19 protein-coding genes are annotated in these 18,460 nt (G+C 64.0%); 15 read left to right on the top strand and 4 right to left on the bottom strand.

Features of this window, described 5'->3' with window-relative positions; genetic code table 11:
- Positions 1-228 precede the first annotated feature (228 nt).
- Together infA and AC0L3B_RS12315 are read right to left on the bottom strand one after the other, a co-directional pair.
- Positions 229-516: a translation initiation factor IF-1 gene (infA, locus tag AC0L3B_RS12320; RefSeq protein ID WP_007599789.1), complete on the bottom strand. Its 288-nt coding sequence runs from the start codon at positions 514-516 to the stop codon at positions 229-231.
- A gap of 23 nt (positions 517-539) precedes the next feature.
- Positions 540-2,081 (bottom strand): DEAD/DEAH box helicase, encoded by a 1,542-nt coding sequence (locus AC0L3B_RS12315; RefSeq protein ID WP_204513281.1) that lies wholly within the window; start codon positions 2,079-2,081, stop codon positions 540-542.
- Between the two features lie 478 nt (positions 2,082-2,559).
- Here AC0L3B_RS12315 and urtA point away from each other — a divergent pair, with 478 nt between their 5' ends.
- From urtA to AC0L3B_RS12240, 15 genes are all read left to right on the top strand, one after another.
- A complete protein-coding gene (urtA, locus tag AC0L3B_RS12310; protein ID WP_204513282.1) occupies positions 2,560-3,882 on the top strand; it encodes an urea ABC transporter substrate-binding protein in 1,323 nt (440 codons plus the stop codon).
- Positions 3,883-3,966: 84 nt separating this feature from the next.
- Positions 3,967-5,574 carry an urea ABC transporter permease subunit UrtB gene (gene urtB, locus AC0L3B_RS12305; protein WP_204513283.1) on the top strand — a complete coding sequence of 536 codons (1,608 nt, stop codon included), beginning with the start codon at positions 3,967-3,969 and terminating at the stop codon, positions 5,572-5,574.
- The gene (gene urtC, locus AC0L3B_RS12300; protein WP_204513284.1) at positions 5,571-6,749 is read left to right on the top strand and encodes an urea ABC transporter permease subunit UrtC; all 1,179 of its coding nucleotides are present in this window, start codon (positions 5,571-5,573) and stop codon (positions 6,747-6,749) included. Before urtB ends, urtC begins: the two co-directional genes overlap by 4 nt.
- Positions 6,746-7,507, top strand: coding sequence for an urea ABC transporter ATP-binding protein UrtD (urtD, locus tag AC0L3B_RS12295; RefSeq protein WP_204513285.1), 762 nt, complete (start codon positions 6,746-6,748; stop codon positions 7,505-7,507). Before urtC ends, urtD begins: the two co-directional genes overlap by 4 nt.
- 3 nt (positions 7,508-7,510) lie before the next feature.
- Positions 7,511-8,206, top strand: coding sequence for an urea ABC transporter ATP-binding subunit UrtE (gene urtE, locus AC0L3B_RS12290; RefSeq protein ID WP_007599806.1), 696 nt, complete (start codon positions 7,511-7,513; stop codon positions 8,204-8,206).
- Between the two features lie 30 nt (positions 8,207-8,236).
- Positions 8,237-9,067: an urease accessory protein UreD gene (locus AC0L3B_RS12285; RefSeq protein ID WP_473380434.1), complete on the top strand. Its 831-nt coding sequence runs from the start codon at positions 8,237-8,239 to the stop codon at positions 9,065-9,067.
- 24 nt (positions 9,068-9,091) lie between these two features.
- A complete protein-coding gene (locus tag AC0L3B_RS12280) occupies positions 9,092-9,394 on the top strand; it encodes an urease subunit gamma (RefSeq protein WP_018454667.1) in 303 nt (100 codons plus the stop codon).
- Between the two features lie 9 nt (positions 9,395-9,403).
- Entirely contained in the window at positions 9,404-9,709 is a 306-nt protein-coding gene (locus AC0L3B_RS12275) for an urease subunit beta (RefSeq protein WP_007599812.1), read from the top strand.
- Positions 9,710-9,766: 57 nt separating this feature from the next.
- On the top strand, positions 9,767-10,306 hold the full coding sequence (locus tag AC0L3B_RS12270) for an HD domain-containing protein (RefSeq protein WP_473380433.1): 540 nt from the start codon (positions 9,767-9,769) through the stop codon (positions 10,304-10,306).
- Between the two features lie 37 nt (positions 10,307-10,343).
- Positions 10,344-12,059: an urease subunit alpha gene (gene ureC, locus AC0L3B_RS12265; RefSeq protein WP_473380432.1), complete on the top strand. Its 1,716-nt coding sequence runs from the start codon at positions 10,344-10,346 to the stop codon at positions 12,057-12,059.
- 142 nt (positions 12,060-12,201) lie between these two features.
- On the top strand, positions 12,202-12,501 hold the full coding sequence (locus AC0L3B_RS12260) for a putative quinol monooxygenase (protein WP_007599815.1): 300 nt from the start codon (positions 12,202-12,204) through the stop codon (positions 12,499-12,501).
- Positions 12,502-12,515: 14 nt separating this feature from the next.
- A complete protein-coding gene (locus AC0L3B_RS12255; RefSeq protein ID WP_473380431.1) occupies positions 12,516-13,133 on the top strand; it encodes an urease accessory protein UreE in 618 nt (205 codons plus the stop codon).
- Positions 13,114-13,842, top strand: coding sequence for an urease accessory protein UreF (locus tag AC0L3B_RS12250; RefSeq protein ID WP_446481669.1), 729 nt, complete (start codon positions 13,114-13,116; stop codon positions 13,840-13,842). Before AC0L3B_RS12255 ends, AC0L3B_RS12250 begins: the two co-directional genes overlap by 20 nt.
- A 157-nt stretch (positions 13,843-13,999) precedes the next feature.
- Positions 14,000-14,623, top strand: a complete 624-nt coding sequence (gene ureG, locus AC0L3B_RS12245; RefSeq protein WP_026232785.1) for an urease accessory protein UreG — start codon at positions 14,000-14,002, stop codon at positions 14,621-14,623.
- A 296-nt stretch (positions 14,624-14,919) separates the two neighbouring features.
- Positions 14,920-16,578: a CHASE domain-containing protein gene (locus tag AC0L3B_RS12240; RefSeq protein ID WP_473380430.1), complete on the top strand. Its 1,659-nt coding sequence runs from the start codon at positions 14,920-14,922 to the stop codon at positions 16,576-16,578.
- A gap of 7 nt (positions 16,579-16,585) precedes the next feature.
- Here the strand turns inward: AC0L3B_RS12240 and AC0L3B_RS12235 are convergent, their stop codons facing one another.
- Together AC0L3B_RS12235 and AC0L3B_RS12230 are read right to left on the bottom strand one after the other, a co-directional pair.
- Positions 16,586-17,215 (bottom strand): TetR/AcrR family transcriptional regulator, encoded by a 630-nt coding sequence (locus tag AC0L3B_RS12235; RefSeq protein ID WP_473380429.1) that lies wholly within the window; start codon positions 17,213-17,215, stop codon positions 16,586-16,588.
- Positions 17,216-17,282: 67 nt separating this feature from the next.
- Positions 17,283-18,425, bottom strand: a complete 1,143-nt coding sequence (locus AC0L3B_RS12230) for an OpgC domain-containing protein (RefSeq protein ID WP_377791441.1) — start codon at positions 18,423-18,425, stop codon at positions 17,283-17,285.
- Between the last annotated feature and the right edge of the window lie 35 nt (positions 18,426-18,460).

Below are 18,460 nucleotides of genomic sequence, written 5' to 3'. Positions count from 1 at the left end.
TTGCGCGGACAGGTTAGATCGAATTTTTGGAAGGGTCGTCAGCGTGTCTGAACCGGCTGTACCGGTGGATGCTAATGTCGTCCGGCCGAAAATCGATTAAGTCATTTTATTGGAAACAGACACCCAAAACAATGCTGACGTGCACGATTTTTTGATCCGCCGTGATGGTCACGGCGGATCAGCATACGCATCGGAATTACAGGTCCGCGCTCGCGCGCTGGGCCCCCGCTAGCGGCGGCGGAACTGGCCGCCGCGCTGTCCGGGACGCGGAGGTCCGCCCATCCCGCTCGGACGTTCGTCCTTGTGGCGGAAAATCAGCCGGCCCTTTTCGAGGTCATAGGGCGACATCTCTACCGTCACGCGGTCGCCCGCCAGAGTCTTGATGCGGTTCTTCTTCATCTTGCCGGCGGTGTAGGCGACGATCTCGTGTCCGGCGTCGAGCTGCACGCGGTAGCGCGCGTCGGGGAGGATTTCGGTGACCAGTCCTTCGAACTGGATCAGCTCTTCCTTAGCCATGAATTTCTCCAGGTCGTGGACGGCTAGTGCGAATGGGGTTTGCGGTTCGGTTGGCCGTTCGGCCGACTCTCGCGGCGCAAAAAGGCAACGCCTTGTATCCCATCAGACGCCCCGGCGCTATGCGCGGAACGCTGTTCCGGACGGGCGTTTGGCGAAGAATGCGCCTTGCCTCCGGAGCGGCTGCGAGGAGCTGCCTTCGCGCCACTGCCCGGCCTTCCGTCGCCCTGCTTGGCGGCACTGTGGTGGCGCCCGTCCGCATGCCTTTCGTCAGCACGGCGACCGTCAGCGTGGCGTCCCTCACCATGCCTTGCGCCTTGCGGACGCTGGCCCGGGCGGCCCGGCCGACCCTGTCGTTGCTGCTGCGGGGGAGGGCCCGCATCGCGGCGGCCGGCGTCGGTGCGGCGATCCTCACGCGGCAGCGCCACTTTGATCAGCCGCTCGATGTCGCGGAGATAGGCGAGTTCCTCGCCGCCTGCGACCAGCGAGATCGCGGTGCCCTCGGCACCCGCGCGCGCGGTGCGGCCGATGCGGTGCACATAGGTCTCCGGCACGTTGGGCAGATCGAAATTGATGACGTGGGTGATGCCGTCGACATCGATGCCGCGGGCGGCGATATCGGTGGCGACCAGGGTACGGATCTCGCCGGTGCGGAACAGAGCGAGTGTCCGTTCGCGGTGGTTCTGCGACTTGTTGCCGTGGATGGCGCTGGCGGGGATGCCGGCCTTCTCGAGCGTCTTCACCACCTTGTCCGCGCCGTGTTTGGTGCGGGTGAAAACCAGCGCGCGGTTGACCTGCTCCTGCTTCAACAGCTGGGCGAGGAACGCCGGCTTGGCGGAGAAGTCGACCTGGATGATGCGCTGCTGGATGCGCTCCACGGTCGAGGAGACCGGGGTCACCGCGACGCGGGCGGGGTCGCGCAGCATGGCGTCGGCCAGCTCGGCGATGTCCTTCGGCATGGTGGCCGAGAAGAACAGCGTCTGCCGCTTGATCGGCAGCTTGGCGACGATTTTGCGGATGTCGTTGATGAAGCCCATGTCGAGCATGCGGTCGGCCTCGTCGAGCACGAGGAATTCGACGCTGCCAAGCTTCAGTCCGTTGCTCTGCACGAGGTCGAGCAAACGGCCGGGGGTGGCGACCAGCACCTCGACGCCCTGCATCAGCGAGCGGACCTGACGGCCCATCGGCACGCCGCCGATGGCGAGCGTCGAGGACAGGCGGATGTGACGGCCATAGGCGTTGAAACTGTCGAGGATCTGGCCGGACAGTTCGCGGGTCGGCGACAGCACCAGGACGCGGGTCGTCTTCGGCTGCGGCTTGATGCGATTCTCGAGCAGGCGGTGCAGGATCGGCAGCGCGAAGGACGCGGTCTTGCCGGTTCCGGTTTGGGCGATGCCGACGACGTCGCGGCCGGTCAGCGCGGTCGGAATTGTCTGGGCTTGGATGGGGGTGGGGGTGACGTAGTTCTCTTCGGTGAGAGCACGGGCGATGGGCTCGGCGAGGCCGAAATCCTGAAACGAAGTCAAAAGATGGGTTCTTTCCATGTCAAAAGCGGGCGCCCGGCGCATTCGGCGCGGCGCGCGCAAAAGGGTGTCGAGTGGGACACCTGCGTGTTTGGGGTGTCGGATGGCTTGATGGATGGGGCAAGCCAGACGCCCGTAAGGGCTTAAGAACACGCGGCTCGCAACGGTCTCCTGATTCGCAAGAGACCTCGACCTCATATGGAACATTGAGGCGGCGCTTTCAAGGCACGCCCCACAGAAACGGCGATCGCGGTGCAGAAATAGTTATGCCGGAAATTTAGCCAGAGTGACAAATTTGCTCAGAAAATAACCTGCCTGCCGCATTCGCATACATTCGAATTGCTCAATGTTTAGGCGACGCGGCATGTGCGATACTTCGTTTTATGTCAATTTCACCAGCAGAAACAACCGGTTGAAGGGTGTCTAATCCATGGCACGGTTCTTGCGAATCCGTTAATCGCAGGCGGCCGTTGGGGCCGTTTCGCAGCGTTTTTCACGTCTGCGTCAGGGAGATGAGACACTCATGCATAGCAAATCCACTCACGATATAGCGGCGCCATTTAGCCGCCGTGGCGTTCTCGCCGCGGCCGCCGGACTGATGCTTGGTCTGGCTTCCATTTCTGGTGCGAAAGCCGCGGACGACACCATCAAGGTCGGCGTGCTTCACTCCCTCTCCGGCACCATGGCCATCAGCGAAACCACGCTGAAGGACACCATCCTCTTCCTGATCGACGAGCAGAACAAGAAGGGCGGCGTCAACGGCAAGAAGCTCGAAGCCGTGGTCGTCGATCCCGCTTCGAACTGGCCGCTGTTCGCCGAGAAGGCGCGCGAGCTGATCACCAAGGACAAGGTCTCGGTCGTGTTCGGCTGCTGGACCTCGGTGTCGCGCAAGTCGGTGCTCCCGGTGTTCAAGGAGCTGAACAGCATCCTATTCTACCCCGTGCAGTACGAGGGCGAGGAGAGCGAGCGCAACGTGTTCTACACCGGCGCCGCGCCGAACCAGCAGGCAATCCCCGCCGTCGACTATCTGATGAAGGACGAGAAGGTGAAGCGCTGGGTGCTCGCGGGCACCGACTACGTCTATCCGCGCACCACCAACAAGATCCTGGAAGCCTATCTGAAGTCCAAGGGTGTCGCCCAGGAAGACATCATGATCAACTACACGCCGTTCGGTCATTCCGACTGGCAGACGATCGTGGCCGACATCAAGAAGTTCGGCTCGGCCGGCAAGAAGACCGCTGTGGTCTCGACCATCAACGGCGACGCCAACGTTCCTTTCTACAAGGAGCTCGGCAACCAGGGCATCAAGGCGAAGGACATCCCGGTCGTCGCATTCTCGGTGGGTGAGGAAGAACTCGCCGGCATCGACACCAAGCCGCTGCTCGGCCATCTCGCCGCCTGGAACTATTTCCAGTCGATCAAGTCGCCGGAGAACGAGAAGTTCATCAAGGCGTGGCAGACCTACACCAAGAATCCGAAGCGCGTGACCAACGATCCGATGGAAGCGCACGTGATCGGCTTCGACATGTGGATCAAGGCGGTCGAGAAGGTGAAGTCGACCGATCCGGACAAGGTGATCGATGCGCTCCCCGGCATCGAAGCCAAGAACCTGACCGGCGGCACCTCCAAGATGCTTCCGAACCATCACATCACCAAGCCGGTGTTCATTGGCGAAATCAAAGCCAACGGCCAGTTCGACGTGGTGTGGAAGACCCCGGGTCTTGTCGCGGGCGACGCCTGGTCGAAGGAGCTCGACGGCTCCAAGGACCTGGTCGGCGACTGGGTCGGCAAGAAGTGCGGTAACTTCAACACCAAAAGCAACAAGTGCCTCGGTTCGGGCTCCTGATCCGGATCTGACGCTCCATTGCACGATCGGAGAAGGCGGCGATCCCGCCGCCTTCTCCACCCTTTTCTGCCGGGGTCTTTCACAGTGCCAGCCAATTTGTCCGCCCGCCTCTGTTCGCTCCTGCTCTCGTTCTTCCTGATCGCGTTCGCACTGCCGGCCTTGGCCGGCCCGTTCGAGGATGCGGTCGCCAAATTCGCCAACGACGATTATTCCGACACGGAAGAGGCGATCGGCGTGGTCGCAAGCAGCGGCAATACGCTGGCCTTTCCGATCATCAGCGCGCTCCAGGACGGCCGGCTCATGGCCGACCCTGATAGCAAGAAGGTTTACGTCAGCGGCACCGACGGCAAGTCGATCGATGCCGCGACCGGTCAGGCCGTGGCCAGCGTGCCCGACAGTGCGAGCGCGGTCCGCCTCAACAACCGCCTTCGCCGCAGCGTCGATGCGGCGATCGGCAGCCTGACGCTGCAGTCACCCGACATCGGAGCGCGGCTCCAGGCCGCGCAATCCGTCTTCAAGTCGCATGAGGAGACGTCGCTCGAAGCGGTCGATGGCGCGCTCGCCAAGGAAACCAACCGATCCGTCAAGGCTGCGCTGGGCGACGCCCGCGCGGCGATCCTGTTGTTCAAGCCGGATGCCACCGAGCTCGAGAAGCTCGAAGCCGTTGCCACCATCAAGGCGCGCGGCGACCAGGAGGCGATGGCGCTGCTGACCGGCATGGGCGACCAGCCGGCCTCGGTGACCAAGGCTGCCGCGAGCGCAATCGGCTCGATCCAGAGTTCGCTCGCGGTCTGGTCGATGGTGCAGAATGCCTGGTACGGCCTCTCGCTCGGTTCGGTGCTGCTGCTTGCTGCGATCGGGCTTGCCATCACGTTCGGCGTGATGGGCGTCATCAACATGGCCCATGGCGAGATGGTGATGATCGGGGCCTACACCACCTTCGTGGTGCAGGAGGTGATCCGTACCCGCTATCCCGTCCTGTTCGACTATTCGCTGCTGATCGCCGTGCCGCTCGCCTTCCTGGTGGCCGGCGCGCTCGGCGTTGTGATCGAGCGCAGCATCATCCGCTTTCTCTATGGCCGTCCGCTGGAGACGCTGCTGGCGACCTGGGGCCTGTCGCTGGTGCTGCAGCAGGCCGTGCGCACCATGTTCGGCCCGACCAACCGCGAGGTCGGCAACCCCTCCTGGATGAGCGGCGCGTTTGAGATCGGCCAGATCACGGTCACCTATAACCGGCTCTGGATCCTTGTCTTCACGCTCGCGGTGTTCGTCATTCTGCTCGCGATGCTGCGCTACACGGCACTCGGGCTCGAGATGCGCGCGGTGACACAGAACCGGCGCATGGCGGCTTCGATGGGCATCGCCACTTCGCGGGTCGACGCGCTGACTTTTGGTCTCGGCTCGGGCATTGCGGGCATCGCCGGCGTGGCGCTGTCGCAGATCGACAATGTCAGCCCCAATCTCGGCCAGAGCTACATCATCGACAGCTTCATGGTCGTGGTGTTCGGTGGCGTCGGCAATCTCTGGGGCACGCTGGTCGGCGCCTTCACGCTCGGCATCGCCAACAAATTCCTGGAGCCGGTCGCCGGCGCCGTGCTCGGCAAGATCGCCATCCTCGTTCTCATCATCCTGTTCATTCAAAAACGGCCGCGCGGCCTGTTCGCGCTCAAGGGCCGCGCGGTGGAAGCATGACCCCTCACATGCTGACGCGATCGCTGGACCGCGGCGCGACCATCTTCCTTGCCATCGTCGTGGCCTGCGGCATCCTCATCCCGCTCTCCAACCTGCTGCTGCCCGCAGGTTCGTTCCTGCAAGTGCCGACCTATCTCGTCGCGCTCTGGGGCAAATATGTCTGCTACGCGATCCTGGCGCTCTCGATCGACCTGATCTGGGGCTATTGCGGCATCCTCTCGCTCGGTCACGGTGCCTTCTTCGCGCTCGGCGGCTACGCGATGGGCATGTACCTGATGCGGCAGATCGGCAGCCGCGGCGTCTACGGCAATCCGATCCTGCCGGACTTCATGGTGTTCCTGAACTATTCGAAGCTGCCCTGGTACTGGTACGGCTTCGACATGTTCTGGTTTGCCGCGCTGATGGTGCTGATCGTGCCGGGGCTGCTCGCCTTTTGCTTCGGCTGGCTCGCCTTCCGCTCGCGCGTCACTGGCGTGTATCTGTCAATCATCACCCAGGCGATGACCTATGCACTGCTGCTCGCCTTTTTCCGCAACGATTTCGGCTTCGGCGGCAACAACGGCATGACCGACTTCAAGGACATCTTGGGCTTCAACGTGCAGGCCGAGGGCACGCGTGCTGCGCTGTTCGCGCTGAGCTGCCTGGCGCTGATCGCCGGCTTTCTGATCTGCCGCGCCATCGTCTCGTCCAAGCTCGGCAAGGTGCTGATCGCCGTGCGCGATGCGGAATCGCGCACTCGCTTCCTCGGCTACCGGGTCGAATCCTACAAGCTGTTCGTGTTCACGGTGTCGGCCTGCATGGCCGGCGTCGCCGGCGCGCTCTATGTGCCGCAGGTCGGCATCATCAATCCGAGCGAATTCGCGCCGGGCAATTCGATCGAGGCGGTGATCTGGGTTGCGGTCGGCGGCCGCGGTACGCTGGTCGGCGCTGCGCTCGGCGCCGTCGTCGTCAACTACGCAAAGACGTTCTTCACCTCCGGTATGCTCGCGCCCTACTGGCTGTTCATGCTGGGTGCCATGTTCATCCTGGTGACGCTGCTGCTGCCTAAGGGCATCGTCGGCACCTTCAACGCCTGGTGGGACTCGTCGAGGGAAAGGCGCGACGCCGCGACCATTGCGAGCGCCGCGGCCGAAGACGGCGTCACCGAACCCAAAATGGCGGAGGAGGCGCGATGAACGTCATGGACACCCGCGCGACCTCCGCAATGCTGTATCTCGACGGCGTGCACGTCTCGTTCGACGGCTTCCAGGCCATCAACAACCTCTCGCTGACGCTCGAGCCCGGTGAGATGCGCGCCATCATCGGCCCGAACGGCGCCGGCAAGACCACGATGATGGACATCATCACCGGCAAGACCAAGCCCGACGAAGGCACCGTGCTGTTCGACGGAGTCACCGATCTGACGCGACTGGACGAGACCCGCATCGCCGAGCTCGGCATCGGCCGTAAATTCCAGAAGCCGACCGTGTTCGAGAGCCAGACCGTGCAGGACAATTTGCTGCTCGCGCTCAATGTCGACCACAGCGTCAAGGGTACGCTGTTCTGGCGCGGCAGCCGGGCGGAGGCCGAGCAGATCGACAAGGTGCTGGAGACGATCCGCCTCACCGATGCCCCCAACCGTCTCGCCGGCAGCCTCAGCCACGGCCAGAAGCAGTGGCTCGAGATCGGCATGCTGCTCGCCCAGGATCCGAAACTACTGCTCGTCGACGAGCCCGTCGCCGGCATGACCGACGTCGAGACGCATCTCACCGCCGAGCTGCTCAAGGAAATCAACAAGACCCACACCGTGATGGTGGTCGAGCACGACATGACATTCGTGCGCGAGCTCGGCGTCAAGGTCACTTGCTTGCACGAGGGTACCGTGCTCGCGGAAGGCACCATCGACCAGGTCTCGTCCAACGAGCGGGTCATCGAAGTTTATCTGGGGCGCTGAGCGATGCTTGAGGTCAAGGACATCAACCTGTTCTACGGCGCGGCGCAGGCACTACGGGGCGTGTCGATTGCGGCCGAGCCCGGCAAGGTCACCTGCGTGCTCGGGCGCAACGGCGTCGGCAAGACCTCGCTCTTGCGCGCCATGGTCGGGCAATACCCGATCTCCTCGGGCGCCATCGTGCTCGACGGCAACGATATCACGGGCCTGAAACCGTATGAGCGCGCGCGGAAGGGTATCGGCTTCGTGCCGCAGGGGCGCGAGATATTTCCGCTTCTGACGGTCGAGGAGAATCTCAAGACCGGCTTCGGGCCGCTCAGGCGCGAGGACAAGCACATTCCGGACGACGTGTACTCCCTGTTTCCGGTGCTGCAATCCATGCTCGGACGGCGTGGCGGCGATCTCTCCGGCGGCCAGCAGCAACAGCTCGCGATCGGGCGCGCGCTGGTGATGCGGCCGAAGCTGCTGCTGCTCGACGAGCCGACCGAGGGCATCCAGCCCTCGATCATCAAGGACATCGGCCGTGCCATCTCGTACCTGCGCAATCTCGGCAACATCGCCATCGTGCTGGTCGAACAATATCTCGACTTTGCCTGCGAACTCGGCGACAGTTTTGCGGTGATGGATCGCGGCGCGGTGAAGTTCACCTGCGACCGCTCCAATCTCGACGCGAGCGAAATCAGCCGCCAGATGGCGCTGTAGGCCATTCTGCCGCGACCGGCTGGGGGGCGGATGCGCAGCGACGTTCTAACGGCATCTTCGATGTTCGACGCCAACCGTGCCCGCGGCGCGGTGCGCTTCGACGTCCACGCGCGCGACGGTGTGACACGTCGCGGGATATTGCATGAGTCCGGCTCCCTGCGCGTGCGCTTCCCTTCGCCGGAGGACGAGGGGCTCTCCGGCGTGTTCGTCAACACGGCCGGTGGTGTCGCCGGCGGCGATCGCTTCGACATCGAGATCGCTGCCGCAGATGGTTCGAAGCTGACGCTGACGACGGCGGCCGCGGAAAAGGTCTATCGCGCGCCAGGGCAGGCGGCGGAGCTCAATATAGCGCTGAAGGTTGCCGCAGGCGCACATCTCGGCTGGCTGCCGCAGGAGACGATCCTGTTCGACCGCGCGCGCGTGCGTCGTCGCTTCGACATAGACCTCGATGCGACTGCCTCGCTCCTGCTGTGCGAGATCGTGGTGTTCGGCCGTACCGCGATGGGCGAACGGATGGAGCAGGGTGAGTTCGTCGATCGCTGGCGGCTGCGTCGCGGCGGCAAGCTAGTGTTCGCCGAGACCGTCAGGCTCGACGGCAATATTGGCGCAAAGCTTGCGCGATCGGCGGTGGCCAAGGGCGGCGCTGCGATTGGCACGGCGCTGATCGTGCCCGGCGACGAGGCCCTGATCGAGCGCATCCGCGAGGCCTCGAAATCCTTCGCCAGCGAGGTCGGGATATCCGCCTGGAATGGCTTTGCAATGGCGCGGTTCTGTGCCCAAGATGCGGCGCGTCTGCGCGCAGACATGATGACCGTGCTGGCGCGCACCGGCGCGGCGCTGCCGCGGCTCTGGTTGAATTGACGAAGTGAACGGAAGAGATTTCGTATGAACCTGTCTCCTCGCGAAAAGGACAAGCTTCTGATCTCGATGGCGGCGATCGTGGCCCGCCGCCGGCTGGATCGCGGCGTCAAGCTCAACCATCCGGAGGCGATCGCGCTCATCTCCGATTTCATCCTCGAAGGCGCGCGGGATGGCCGCACCGTCGCCGAGTTGATGCAATCGGGTGCGCAGGTTCTCACCCGCGACCAGGTGATGCCGGGCATTCCCGAGATGATCCACGACATCCAGGTCGAGGCGACGTTTCCGGACGGGACCAAGCTCGTCACTGTGCACGAGCCGATCAGGTAGGAGCGAAGCATGATCCCCGGCGAACTCTTCATCCAGGACGGCGAGATCGAGCTCAACGCCGGCCGCAAGACGGTGACGTTGACGGTCGCCAACACCGGCGACCGCCCGATCCAGGTCGGCTCGCACTACCATTTCTTCGAGACCAACCCGGCCCTGAAGTTCGACCGCAAGAAGGCCCGCGGCATGCGCCTCGACATCGCCGCCGGCACCGCGGTCCGCTTCGAGCCCGGCCAGACCCGCGACGTCCAGCTCGTCGCGGTGGCCGGCAAGAAGACCATCTACGGCTTCCGCGGCGACGTGATGGGGAAGCTGTGAATTCCACAGGAACGAGCGTGGCGCGGCACGGTTGAGGCGAAAACGGAGGACTTTGCCATGCTGTCACCTGTCCGCCTCGTCTCCGAAGCCGCCGAACTCGCCGCGCGCCGTCACAACGGCATGGCGCGCAAGGGCCGCGGTCATGAGCCTTACATCAACCACCTCGCCGAGGTAGCGAACCTGCTTGCGACCGCGACCGACGGCGCCGACGCCGAACTGGTTGCAGCCGGCTGGCTGCATGATGCGATCGAGGACACCGACACCACGCGCGAGGAGCTCGCGCAAAAATTCTCCGACCGTGTCGCGTCGCTTGTCGACGAGTGCACCGACGATATGAGCCTGTCGAAGCCGGAGCGGCGGCGGCGTCAGGTGCTCGACGCACCGAAAAAATCGGCTGGCGCCAGGCTGATCAAGATCGCCGACAAGATCAGCAATATCGGCGCGCGCCTACATTCGGATCCGACGGCCGAGGAACGTGACGATCTCGTCGATTATACCGACTGGGCCGAACAGGTTGTCGCTGGTTGCCGCGGCGGTAACTCTTGGCTCGATACGACCTTCGACGACATGGTGCTCACAGCGAGAACCTCTCTGTGAGCACCGATCCAGAATTCAAACGCAAACGGGGCTTGTGATGTCCGTCAAAATAAAGCGTTCCGTCTATGCCGACATGTTCGGCCCGACCACCGGCGACAAGGTGCGGCTGGCCGACACGGATCTCATCATCGAGGTCGAGAAGGACTTCACCAGCTACGGCGAGGAAGTGAAGTTCGGCGGCGGCAAGGTGATCCGCGACGGCATGGGCCAGTCGCAGGTCACCAACAAGCAGGGCGCGGCCGACACAGTCATCACCAATGCGCTGATCGTCGATCACTGCGGCATCGTGAAGGCCGACGTCGCGATCAAGGACGGCATGATCGCCGGCATCGGCAAGGCCGGCAATCCCGACATCCAGCCCGGTGTCACCATCATCATCGGCCCCGGCACGGACGTGATCGCGGGTGAAGGCAAGATCCTCACCGCGGGCGGCTTCGACAGCCACATCCATTTCATCTGTCCGCAGCAGATCGAGCACGCGCTGATGTCGGGCGTCACCTCGATGCTAGGGGGCGGCACCGGCCCCTCGCACGGCACGTTCGCCACCACCTGCACGCCGGGGCCGTGGCACATGGGGCGGATGATCCAATCGTTCGACGCATTCCCGGTCAATCTCGGCGTCTCCGGCAAGGGCAACGCCTCGCGGCCCGCCGCGCTGGTCGAGATGATCAAGGCCGGCGCCTGTGCGCTGAAGCTGCACGAAGACTGGGGCACCACGCCTGCCGCGATCGACAATTGCCTGTCGGTCGCCGACGACTACGACATCCAGGTGATGATCCACACCGACACGCTCAACGAATCCGGCTTCGTCGAGGATACGATCAAGGCGTTCAAAGGCCGCACCATCCACGCCTTCCACACCGAGGGCGCCGGCGGCGGTCACGCCCCCGATATCATCAAGGTCGCAGGGCTGAAGAACGTGCTGCCGTCCTCGACCAACCCGACGCGGCCCTTCACGCGCAACACCATCGACGAGCATCTGGACATGCTGATGGTGTGCCACCACCTCGATCCCTCGATCGCGGAAGACCTGGCGTTCGCCGAAAGCCGCATTCGCAAGGAGACCATCGCGGCCGAGGACATCCTGCATGATCTCGGCGCGCTCTCGATGATCTCCTCGGACTCCCAGGCCATGGGCCGCCTCGGCGAGGTCATCATCCGGACCTGGCAGACCGCCGACAAGATGAAGAAGCAGCGCGGTTCGCTGCCGCAGGACAAAGGCAAGGACAACGACAATTTCCGCGTCAAGCGCTACATCGCCAAATACACGATCAATCCCGCGATCGCCCATGGCGTTTCGAAGCTGATCGGCTCGGTGGAGAAGGGCAAGCTCGCCGATCTCGTGCTGTGGTCGCCGGCCTTCTTCGGCGTCAAGCCGGATTGCGTCGTCAAGGGCGGCATGATCGTCGCCGCTCCCATGGGCGATCCCAACGCCTCGATCCCGACCCCGCAACCGGTGCATTATCAGCCAATGTTCGGCGCCTTCGGCAAGGCGCGCACCGCGTCCTCGGTGGTGTTCACCTCGAAGGCCGCCATCACCGGCGGCCTCGCGCGTAAGCTCGGCATCGACAAGAAGCTCTATGCGGTCCAGAACACCCGCGGAAAAATCTCGAAGAAAAGCATGATCCACAACGACGCCACGCCCAATATCGAGGTCGATCCTGAGACCTATGAGGTCCGCGCCGACGGCGAGCTTTTGACCTGCGCCCCCGCCGAGGTGCTGCCGATGGCGCAGCGATATTTCATGTACTGAAATAGCGCCTCAACGCATGTCCCAGGACCATGTCCTGGTCGCATATCCGGGAGCGGCTTTTCCGGGTTTTGCGTTCGATCCCGCCTGGTCTAAGGTCCCGCCCGGTATCTGAAGCCCAGAAGAAAAGCCGGGAGGATTTCTCGTGATCTACGTCGTCGCCACCTTGACCATCAAGCCTGAAACGCGCGCCGAATTCATTGCAGCCGCCACCGCCTGCATCAAGGAGACGCGGAAAGAGCCCGGCAATATCGCCTATGATCTGCATGAGAGCGTCACCGATCCCGCCAAGATGGTGTTCGTCGAGCAGTGGGAGAATGCCGAGGCGCTGGTGCCGCATCGCGCCATGGAGCACATGAAGACGTTCGGCCGCGTCGCGGTGAAGTGTTTTACGGCGCCGCCGAAGATCGAAGTGATCACGCCCGAGAAGGTCGAGACACGGTAACGGGGTAAACGCGCATGATCCGGGCGACGCAGGTCAGGGGACAACACCGCTTCGCGGAAGCGCCGGCGGATGCGGTCGTGCTCGATTTCGACGATCGACACCGCCGCCGCATGGCAATGACGGGGACGCGGGGACTCGAGTTCCTGCTCGACCTGGAGAATGCCGTCGCACTGCGCGGCGGCGATGCGCTGGTGTTGGAGGACGGCCGGCTGGTCGAGGTGGTCGCTGCGCCCGAGCCGCTGCTCGAGATCCGCGGCCACGATCCGCACCACCTTATTCGTGTCGGCTGGCATCTCGGCAATCGCCATCTGCCGACGCAGATCATGGCCAAGAGCCTGCGCATCCGCCGCGACCACGTCATCGAAGCCATGGTGAAGGGCCTCGGCGCGCGCGTGATCGAGATCGAGGCGCCGTTCGATCCCGAAGGCGGCGCCTATGCGGATGCCGGACATGCGCATGGACACGACGACCACGCGCATCACGATCACGGCCACGATGATCATCACGGTCATGATCACCATCATGATCATGCCGCACATGGCGACGGTCACGATCACCATCACCACCACGACGAGCATTGCGATCACCCCGACCATCACCACGGCCACAAGCATGCTCATGACCACAAATGAGCCGGTCGCGGCCCGCGACCTCGCGGAGTGCGAGGCGGCGGCGCTGTACCGGTTGATGACCTGGCTGTCGCCGGCGTTTCCCGTCGGGGGCTTTTCCTACTCCAGCGGCATCGAATGGGCGGTCGAGGCCGGTGACATCAACGACACCGCGTCGCTGGCGGATTGGCTCGATGCGATGCTTCGCGACGGCTCTGGCTTCTGCGATGCGACGTTTCTGGTCCACGCCTATCGCGCCACTGAAGCGGGCGAGGGCGACACCTTGGGCGATATCGCCGAGCTCGCCGCGGCCTTCGTGCCGTCGCGCGAGCGGCAGCTGGAGACGACATCGCAGGGCCGTGCCTTCATCGACATCGCCCGCGCCGCGTGGGATGCAGACGGGCTGGACGGCATGGTTGCGGCATGCCGTACGCCACTGGTCTATCCCGTTGCCGTTGGCGTGGTCGCTGCGATGCACGGCGTGCCGCTGGCGCCGACGTTGCACGCCTTCCTGCATGCGCTGGTCTCGAACTGGATTTCCGCGGCCAGCCGGCTCATTCCGCTCGGCCAGACCGACAGCCAGCGCGTGCTGGTGAGGCTGGAAGCCGCGGTTGCCGCGACGGCGAATCGTGCGCTGAATGCGACATTGGACGATGTCGGCGGCGCGACGTTTCGCGCCGACCTCGCCAGCCTGCGGCACGAGACGCAATATACGCGGCTGTTCAGATCTTGAGCGGGTTCGTCGCTTTCACTGTCGTCCTGGCGAAAGCCAGGACCCATAACCACGAGTGCGCGTGGCTATGCACAGATGTGGCTGCAGCGTGCCGTGACAATCGGGTTCAGTGGTAACGGGTCCTGGCTTTCGCCAGAGCGACGAAAGGAAAGAAGCAATGGCTACATCTCACGGCCCCTTGCGTGTCGGCATCGGCGGTCCGGTCGGATCGGGCAAGACCGCGCTGATGGACCTGCTCTGCAAGACCATGCGCGAGCGCTACGACATCGCCGCGATCACCAACGACATCTACACTAAATGGGATGCGGAATTCCTGGTACGCTCGGGCTCGCTGACGCCGGATCGCATTGCCGGGGTCGAGACCGGCGGCTGCCCGCACACCGCGATCCGCGAGGACGCCTCGATGAATCTCGCCGCAGTGGCGGATATGCGCGCCAAGTTTCCCGGGCTCGATCTCGTGCTGATCGAATCCGGCGGTGATAACCTCGCTGCCACTTTTTCCCCGGAGCTCGCCGATCTCACCATTTACGTCATCGACGTGGCGGCCGGCGACAAGATCCCGTCCAAGGGCGGCCCCGGCATCACCCGGTCCGACCTCCTTGTCATCAACAAGATCGACTTGGCGCCCCATGTCGGCGCCTCCCTGGAAAAGATGGAGACGGACGCCAGGCGGATGCGCGGCGAGCGACCGTTCGTCATGACCAACCTGAAGAAGAGCCAGGGGCTGGACCGCATCATCGGCTTCATTGAGGCCAAAGGCGGCTTGAAACGGGCCGGCTGACCGGCGCGACGACCTAACGCAGGCGTTTCCCCCCGTTAACACCGTGGGCAGAGCCGTGTCCGCGGAACAAATTTCGGTCACGGCAATTGATTACCTCCGGTGCCCGGAGCAAAGCCAACTCGGCCGGACCATCGGCGGGCCGATTAAGCTTCTCAGGCGACCAAGTTGCGTACCGATGCCTCCTCCTTCATTATCTGGGCGATTGGGGTTCACCCTGTTTCGGCACGTGCCCGTTCGAGCGGCGTCCATATGCTCCGTATTTATTGCCGACCTCCTGCTTTCGCCTGAGTAGTCGCGTGGTCCGGCTGGGTTTCATCATCGGCTTCATTGCTCTTCTCGGAGCCTTGCTCTCCGGGCTTGCGGCTTATCGCGTCCACGACCAGGAGCTGGCGCTGGACCGGATCGCGCTGGCGCGCGCGATCGATGTCCATGCGAGCCTGGTCCAGGACCGGCTCACCGAGCGCGAACTGCTCGCGCGGGTTGCCTCCGGCCTGTTCCGGGCGCCGTCGGTGCTCAAGCCCAACATGCTCGAGCCGCTGCGCTCGGCCATCTACGCCTTCAAGACCGATTTCGTGGTGGCGGGCTGGGTCGCCCGCCTGAAGCCGAACGAGCTTGCCGCAGCACAAGCCGCGATCGCGAGCGCCGGCTTCCCCAATCCGCGAATCCGCAGCTATGACGACAAGCCGATCGATCCGGCAGGTGTCACCCAGCCGATCGATGTGCTGATGGATCTCGAGCCGCGCAGCAACGAGACTAAGGGGCTGCCCGGCCGCAGCTACGACCAGGATCAGGTGCGCGGCGCCATGCTGGCGCGCGCCAGAGTGGAGAAGAGGTCGGTTGCCTCAGAACCGGTTGCCCTCCTGCGTGGCGACGGGTCGATCGGCATCATTGTGGCGGCTCCCGTCATCCCCGAGGGCGCGACGGAGCCGGCGGGCTTCATCACATTTTCCTATGAGCTCTCTTCCCTGATGCTGACCAACGACGACATGTCGTTGTTCGCGGTTGCGCTGAAGGATCCGCGCCGGGAGGGTGGCGAGTTGGTCGCCAACGATCAAGGCGTGGTCTCGGCCCGCCCGACGGCGGCCGATGGGCCGGCGCCGTCGGCGACGCGCACGGTGAGCTTCGGTGGTCGCGACTGGCAGCTCGGCTATTACGCCAAGACCAATTCGGCGCGCCGCGCCGAGCAGACTGCGATCATCGTGGCGGCGATCGGCCTTGCGATCACCGCGATGGTGTGCGGCCTGTTCGGCTATGTCGCCTACAACAATTTGCGGCTCAGCCGGGAAATCCAGGTCAGAATCGGCTTCGAGCGCCGGCTGACGGCTGTCATCGACGAGCTCAACCATCGGGTCAAAAACATCCTGGCGGTGATCCAGTCGATCGTGACCCGCACGCTGCGCCATGGCTCCGACATCGATGTCGCGCGCGAGCTCCTGATCGGCCGCATCCACGCCATGTCCAACGTCGTCTCGCTGCTCAGCGAGAGCCAGTGGCAGGGTGTCAAGCTGAAGGGCCTGTTCGAGGCGCGCGCCATCCCGCATGCCGACCGCATTGCCGTCACCGGTCCTGATATCGCAGTCAGCGCGCGCGCGGCGCAGAGTCTGTCGCTGCTGTTCTTCGAGCTCGCCTCGCACTCCGACGAGGGCCTGTCGCTGGTCGGCAAGCATCCGCACATCACTGCCAATTGGACGGTGACGAACGAGGGGTCCGGCGAGGTCTTCTATTTCCGCTGGGAGGAGTTCAACACCAGCGAAGCGACGCGCCGCCCCGATTCCGACTTCGGCCTGATCCTGCTCGACCGCGTCGCGCCCGAGGCGCTCGGCGGCACCGCCAAGCGCTATTTCACCGACGTCTCCTATGTCTACGAGCTGACCGCGCCGATGGAGACGGTCGAGGACATGACCGAGCGCGACCGCACCGACAAGCTGTCAGCACCGATCCGGCCTGCGCGGTAATTCGAGGCTAGCTCTTCGGCCGCAGCACGAGGTCAACCAGGGTCCGCGCGTAGGCCGGCGTGATCGGCGCGATGCCGAAGACGTAGCGGTAGAACAGGCTGCCATAGATCGCGTCGTAGAGATCCTGGGGCGGTGCTTCCGCCAGAATGCTGCCGTCGTTCTGGCCCGCGGCGATCATCTCGATCAGCGCGTCGCGGCGGAATTGCAGGTAGCGGGCGTAGAACAGCTCCGCCGAGCCGGTCTTGGAGATGCATTCGGAGATGACGGCGAGCTGGACCTTGCCGAACTCGCCCTGGAGGGCTTCGGCATAGGCGGCGGCATGGCGGCGTGTGCGCGCGGCGGGGCTGCCCGAGCTTGCAGGCGGCAGCGGCAGCATCTGCGCGGCATGGTGAAGAAAGGCGTCGATCAGCAAGGCTTCGCGCGACGGCCACCATTTGTAGATCGTCATCTTGGAGACGCTGGAGTGGCGCGCGATCGCGTCAATGGTGGTGGCGGCAAGGCCGGTCGTGGCCATCAGCGCATAGGCGCTTTGGAGAATGGCGTTGGTGGTCTCGATCGACCTTGGCCGGCCGCGCCGGGGCGTGCCGTCGGCTCCCTCATCCCCGCCATTCGCCATCACCACGCCCGGCCTCCCCATGCAATCCGCTGCCGCTCCGCATAGCCCAGCCGTAATGGCCGGCCTAGGGGAATCGGAAGGTGCCGGGTTAGGCCTGTTGCCGCAAGGCCGCGGGCAGGTCCTGCCGCTTCGACCAGGCGATGTAATATGCGACCGCGGCCATCGCCGCGAAGCCGGCCAGGCTCACGGCAATCTGCATCACCACCAAATTGGCGCCAGTGATCAGGATGAGATGGCCGGCAAAGGACAGGAACACGCCGACGCAGAACACCGCGAGCCATTCCTCGCCGCATCTGATCACCGCCTGAAGCGGCTTCAGTCGCAGGCCGGGATGATCGGCCGGGACGAGATATGTCGCGAGGAAAGCGAGCGCGAGGAAGTGGACCACGCGATAGGGGGCGAGGTCTTCCTTGTCGGTCGGCGTGATGGTGTTGAGCACGATATCCGGCAAATAGGCCGCTAGCGTCGGCGAATGTCGCATCAGCGTGATTGCCATCGCGAATACGAGATACGCGCCTGCGAGCACGCGCAGCCAGGACAGGCCATGCAGCGCGCGGCCCGACGTGCCGGTCACGGCAAACCAGCCGCCCAGCACCATCAGCATCTGCCAGCAGAACGGGTTGAAGGTCCACTCCTGGTCCGGATAAACCCGGAAATTCCAGCCGAACCAGCGCGCCGCAACGTACAGCGCGACCGACGCCGCCAGCGTCAGGTTCGGACGCCGCAACAGCCCCCACAGCGCGAGTGGAAGGAGGGCCATCAGCGGGATCATCAGCTGAAGAAGATCGAGGTTCAGCGGCTCTTCCTGAAGCACCAGTCCGCGTATCAGGATCCGCAGCGGATGCTCGATGATCCCCGAGATGTTGTATTCGTTGATGATCTCGGGCGCCATCGATTGCGAGGCGACATAGGCGATGGCGTCGATGTAGATCACGAACAGGACGACATAGGCGGCGTAGAGCCGCCACATGCGCTGGAAGATGCGCGTCGCCGCGACGACGTAGCCGCGCTCCAGGGCGATCTTGCCGTGAATGATGGCCATGCCATAGCCGGCCACGAACACGAACAAGTCTGCGGCGCCGCTGAAGCCGAAATTGCGCAGCGTCAGCAAATTGACGACGTTGTTCGGGATGTGGTCGACGAAAACCGACCAGTTGGCGATACCGAGCGTCAAATAGAGCCGGGGGTCGTGTTGAAATGCGGCGAGGTTCGCCTGGACGGACGGTTTCATCGAAAAAATGGCTTTTGGAATCAGGGGCGCTGCTT

The sequence above is a fragment of the Bradyrhizobium sp. Kon56 genome (assembly GCF_055807635.1).
The sequence above is the reverse complement of the archived record's forward strand: the minus strand, read 5'-3'. Positions and strand labels throughout refer to the sequence as shown.

Bases quoted from the DNA above. Each gene is read 5' to 3' on its own strand.
- infA (WP_007599789.1), bottom strand. From the start codon at position 516: ATGGCTAAGGAAGAGCTGATCCAGTTCGAAGGACTGGTCACCGAAATC.
- ureG (WP_026232785.1), top strand. From the start codon at position 14,000: ATGGCTACATCTCACGGCCCCTTGCGTGTCGGCATCGGCGGTCCGGTC.
- urtE (WP_007599806.1), top strand. From the start codon at position 7,511: ATGCTTGAGGTCAAGGACATCAACCTGTTCTACGGCGCGGCGCAGGCA.
- AC0L3B_RS12235 (WP_473380429.1), bottom strand. From the start codon at position 17,215: ATGGGGAGGCCGGGCGTGGTGATGGCGAATGGCGGGGATGAGGGAGCC.
- AC0L3B_RS12270 (WP_473380433.1), top strand. From the start codon at position 9,767: ATGCTGTCACCTGTCCGCCTCGTCTCCGAAGCCGCCGAACTCGCCGCG.
- urtD (WP_204513285.1), top strand. From the start codon at position 6,746: ATGAACGTCATGGACACCCGCGCGACCTCCGCAATGCTGTATCTCGAC.
- AC0L3B_RS12315 (WP_204513281.1), bottom strand. From the start codon at position 2,081: ATGCGCCGGGCGCCCGCTTTTGACATGGAAAGAACCCATCTTTTGACT.
- ureC (WP_473380432.1), top strand. From the start codon at position 10,344: ATGTCCGTCAAAATAAAGCGTTCCGTCTATGCCGACATGTTCGGCCCG.
- AC0L3B_RS12275 (WP_007599812.1), top strand. From the start codon at position 9,404: ATGATCCCCGGCGAACTCTTCATCCAGGACGGCGAGATCGAGCTCAAC.
- AC0L3B_RS12285 (WP_473380434.1), top strand. From the start codon at position 8,237: ATGCGCAGCGACGTTCTAACGGCATCTTCGATGTTCGACGCCAACCGT.
- urtC (WP_204513284.1), top strand. From the start codon at position 5,571: ATGACCCCTCACATGCTGACGCGATCGCTGGACCGCGGCGCGACCATC.
- AC0L3B_RS12280 (WP_018454667.1), top strand. From the start codon at position 9,092: ATGAACCTGTCTCCTCGCGAAAAGGACAAGCTTCTGATCTCGATGGCG.
- AC0L3B_RS12250 (WP_446481669.1), top strand. From the start codon at position 13,114: ATGCTCATGACCACAAATGAGCCGGTCGCGGCCCGCGACCTCGCGGAG.
- AC0L3B_RS12255 (WP_473380431.1), top strand. From the start codon at position 12,516: ATGATCCGGGCGACGCAGGTCAGGGGACAACACCGCTTCGCGGAAGCG.
- urtA (WP_204513282.1), top strand. From the start codon at position 2,560: ATGCATAGCAAATCCACTCACGATATAGCGGCGCCATTTAGCCGCCGT.
- AC0L3B_RS12230 (WP_377791441.1), bottom strand. From the start codon at position 18,425: ATGAAACCGTCCGTCCAGGCGAACCTCGCCGCATTTCAACACGACCCC.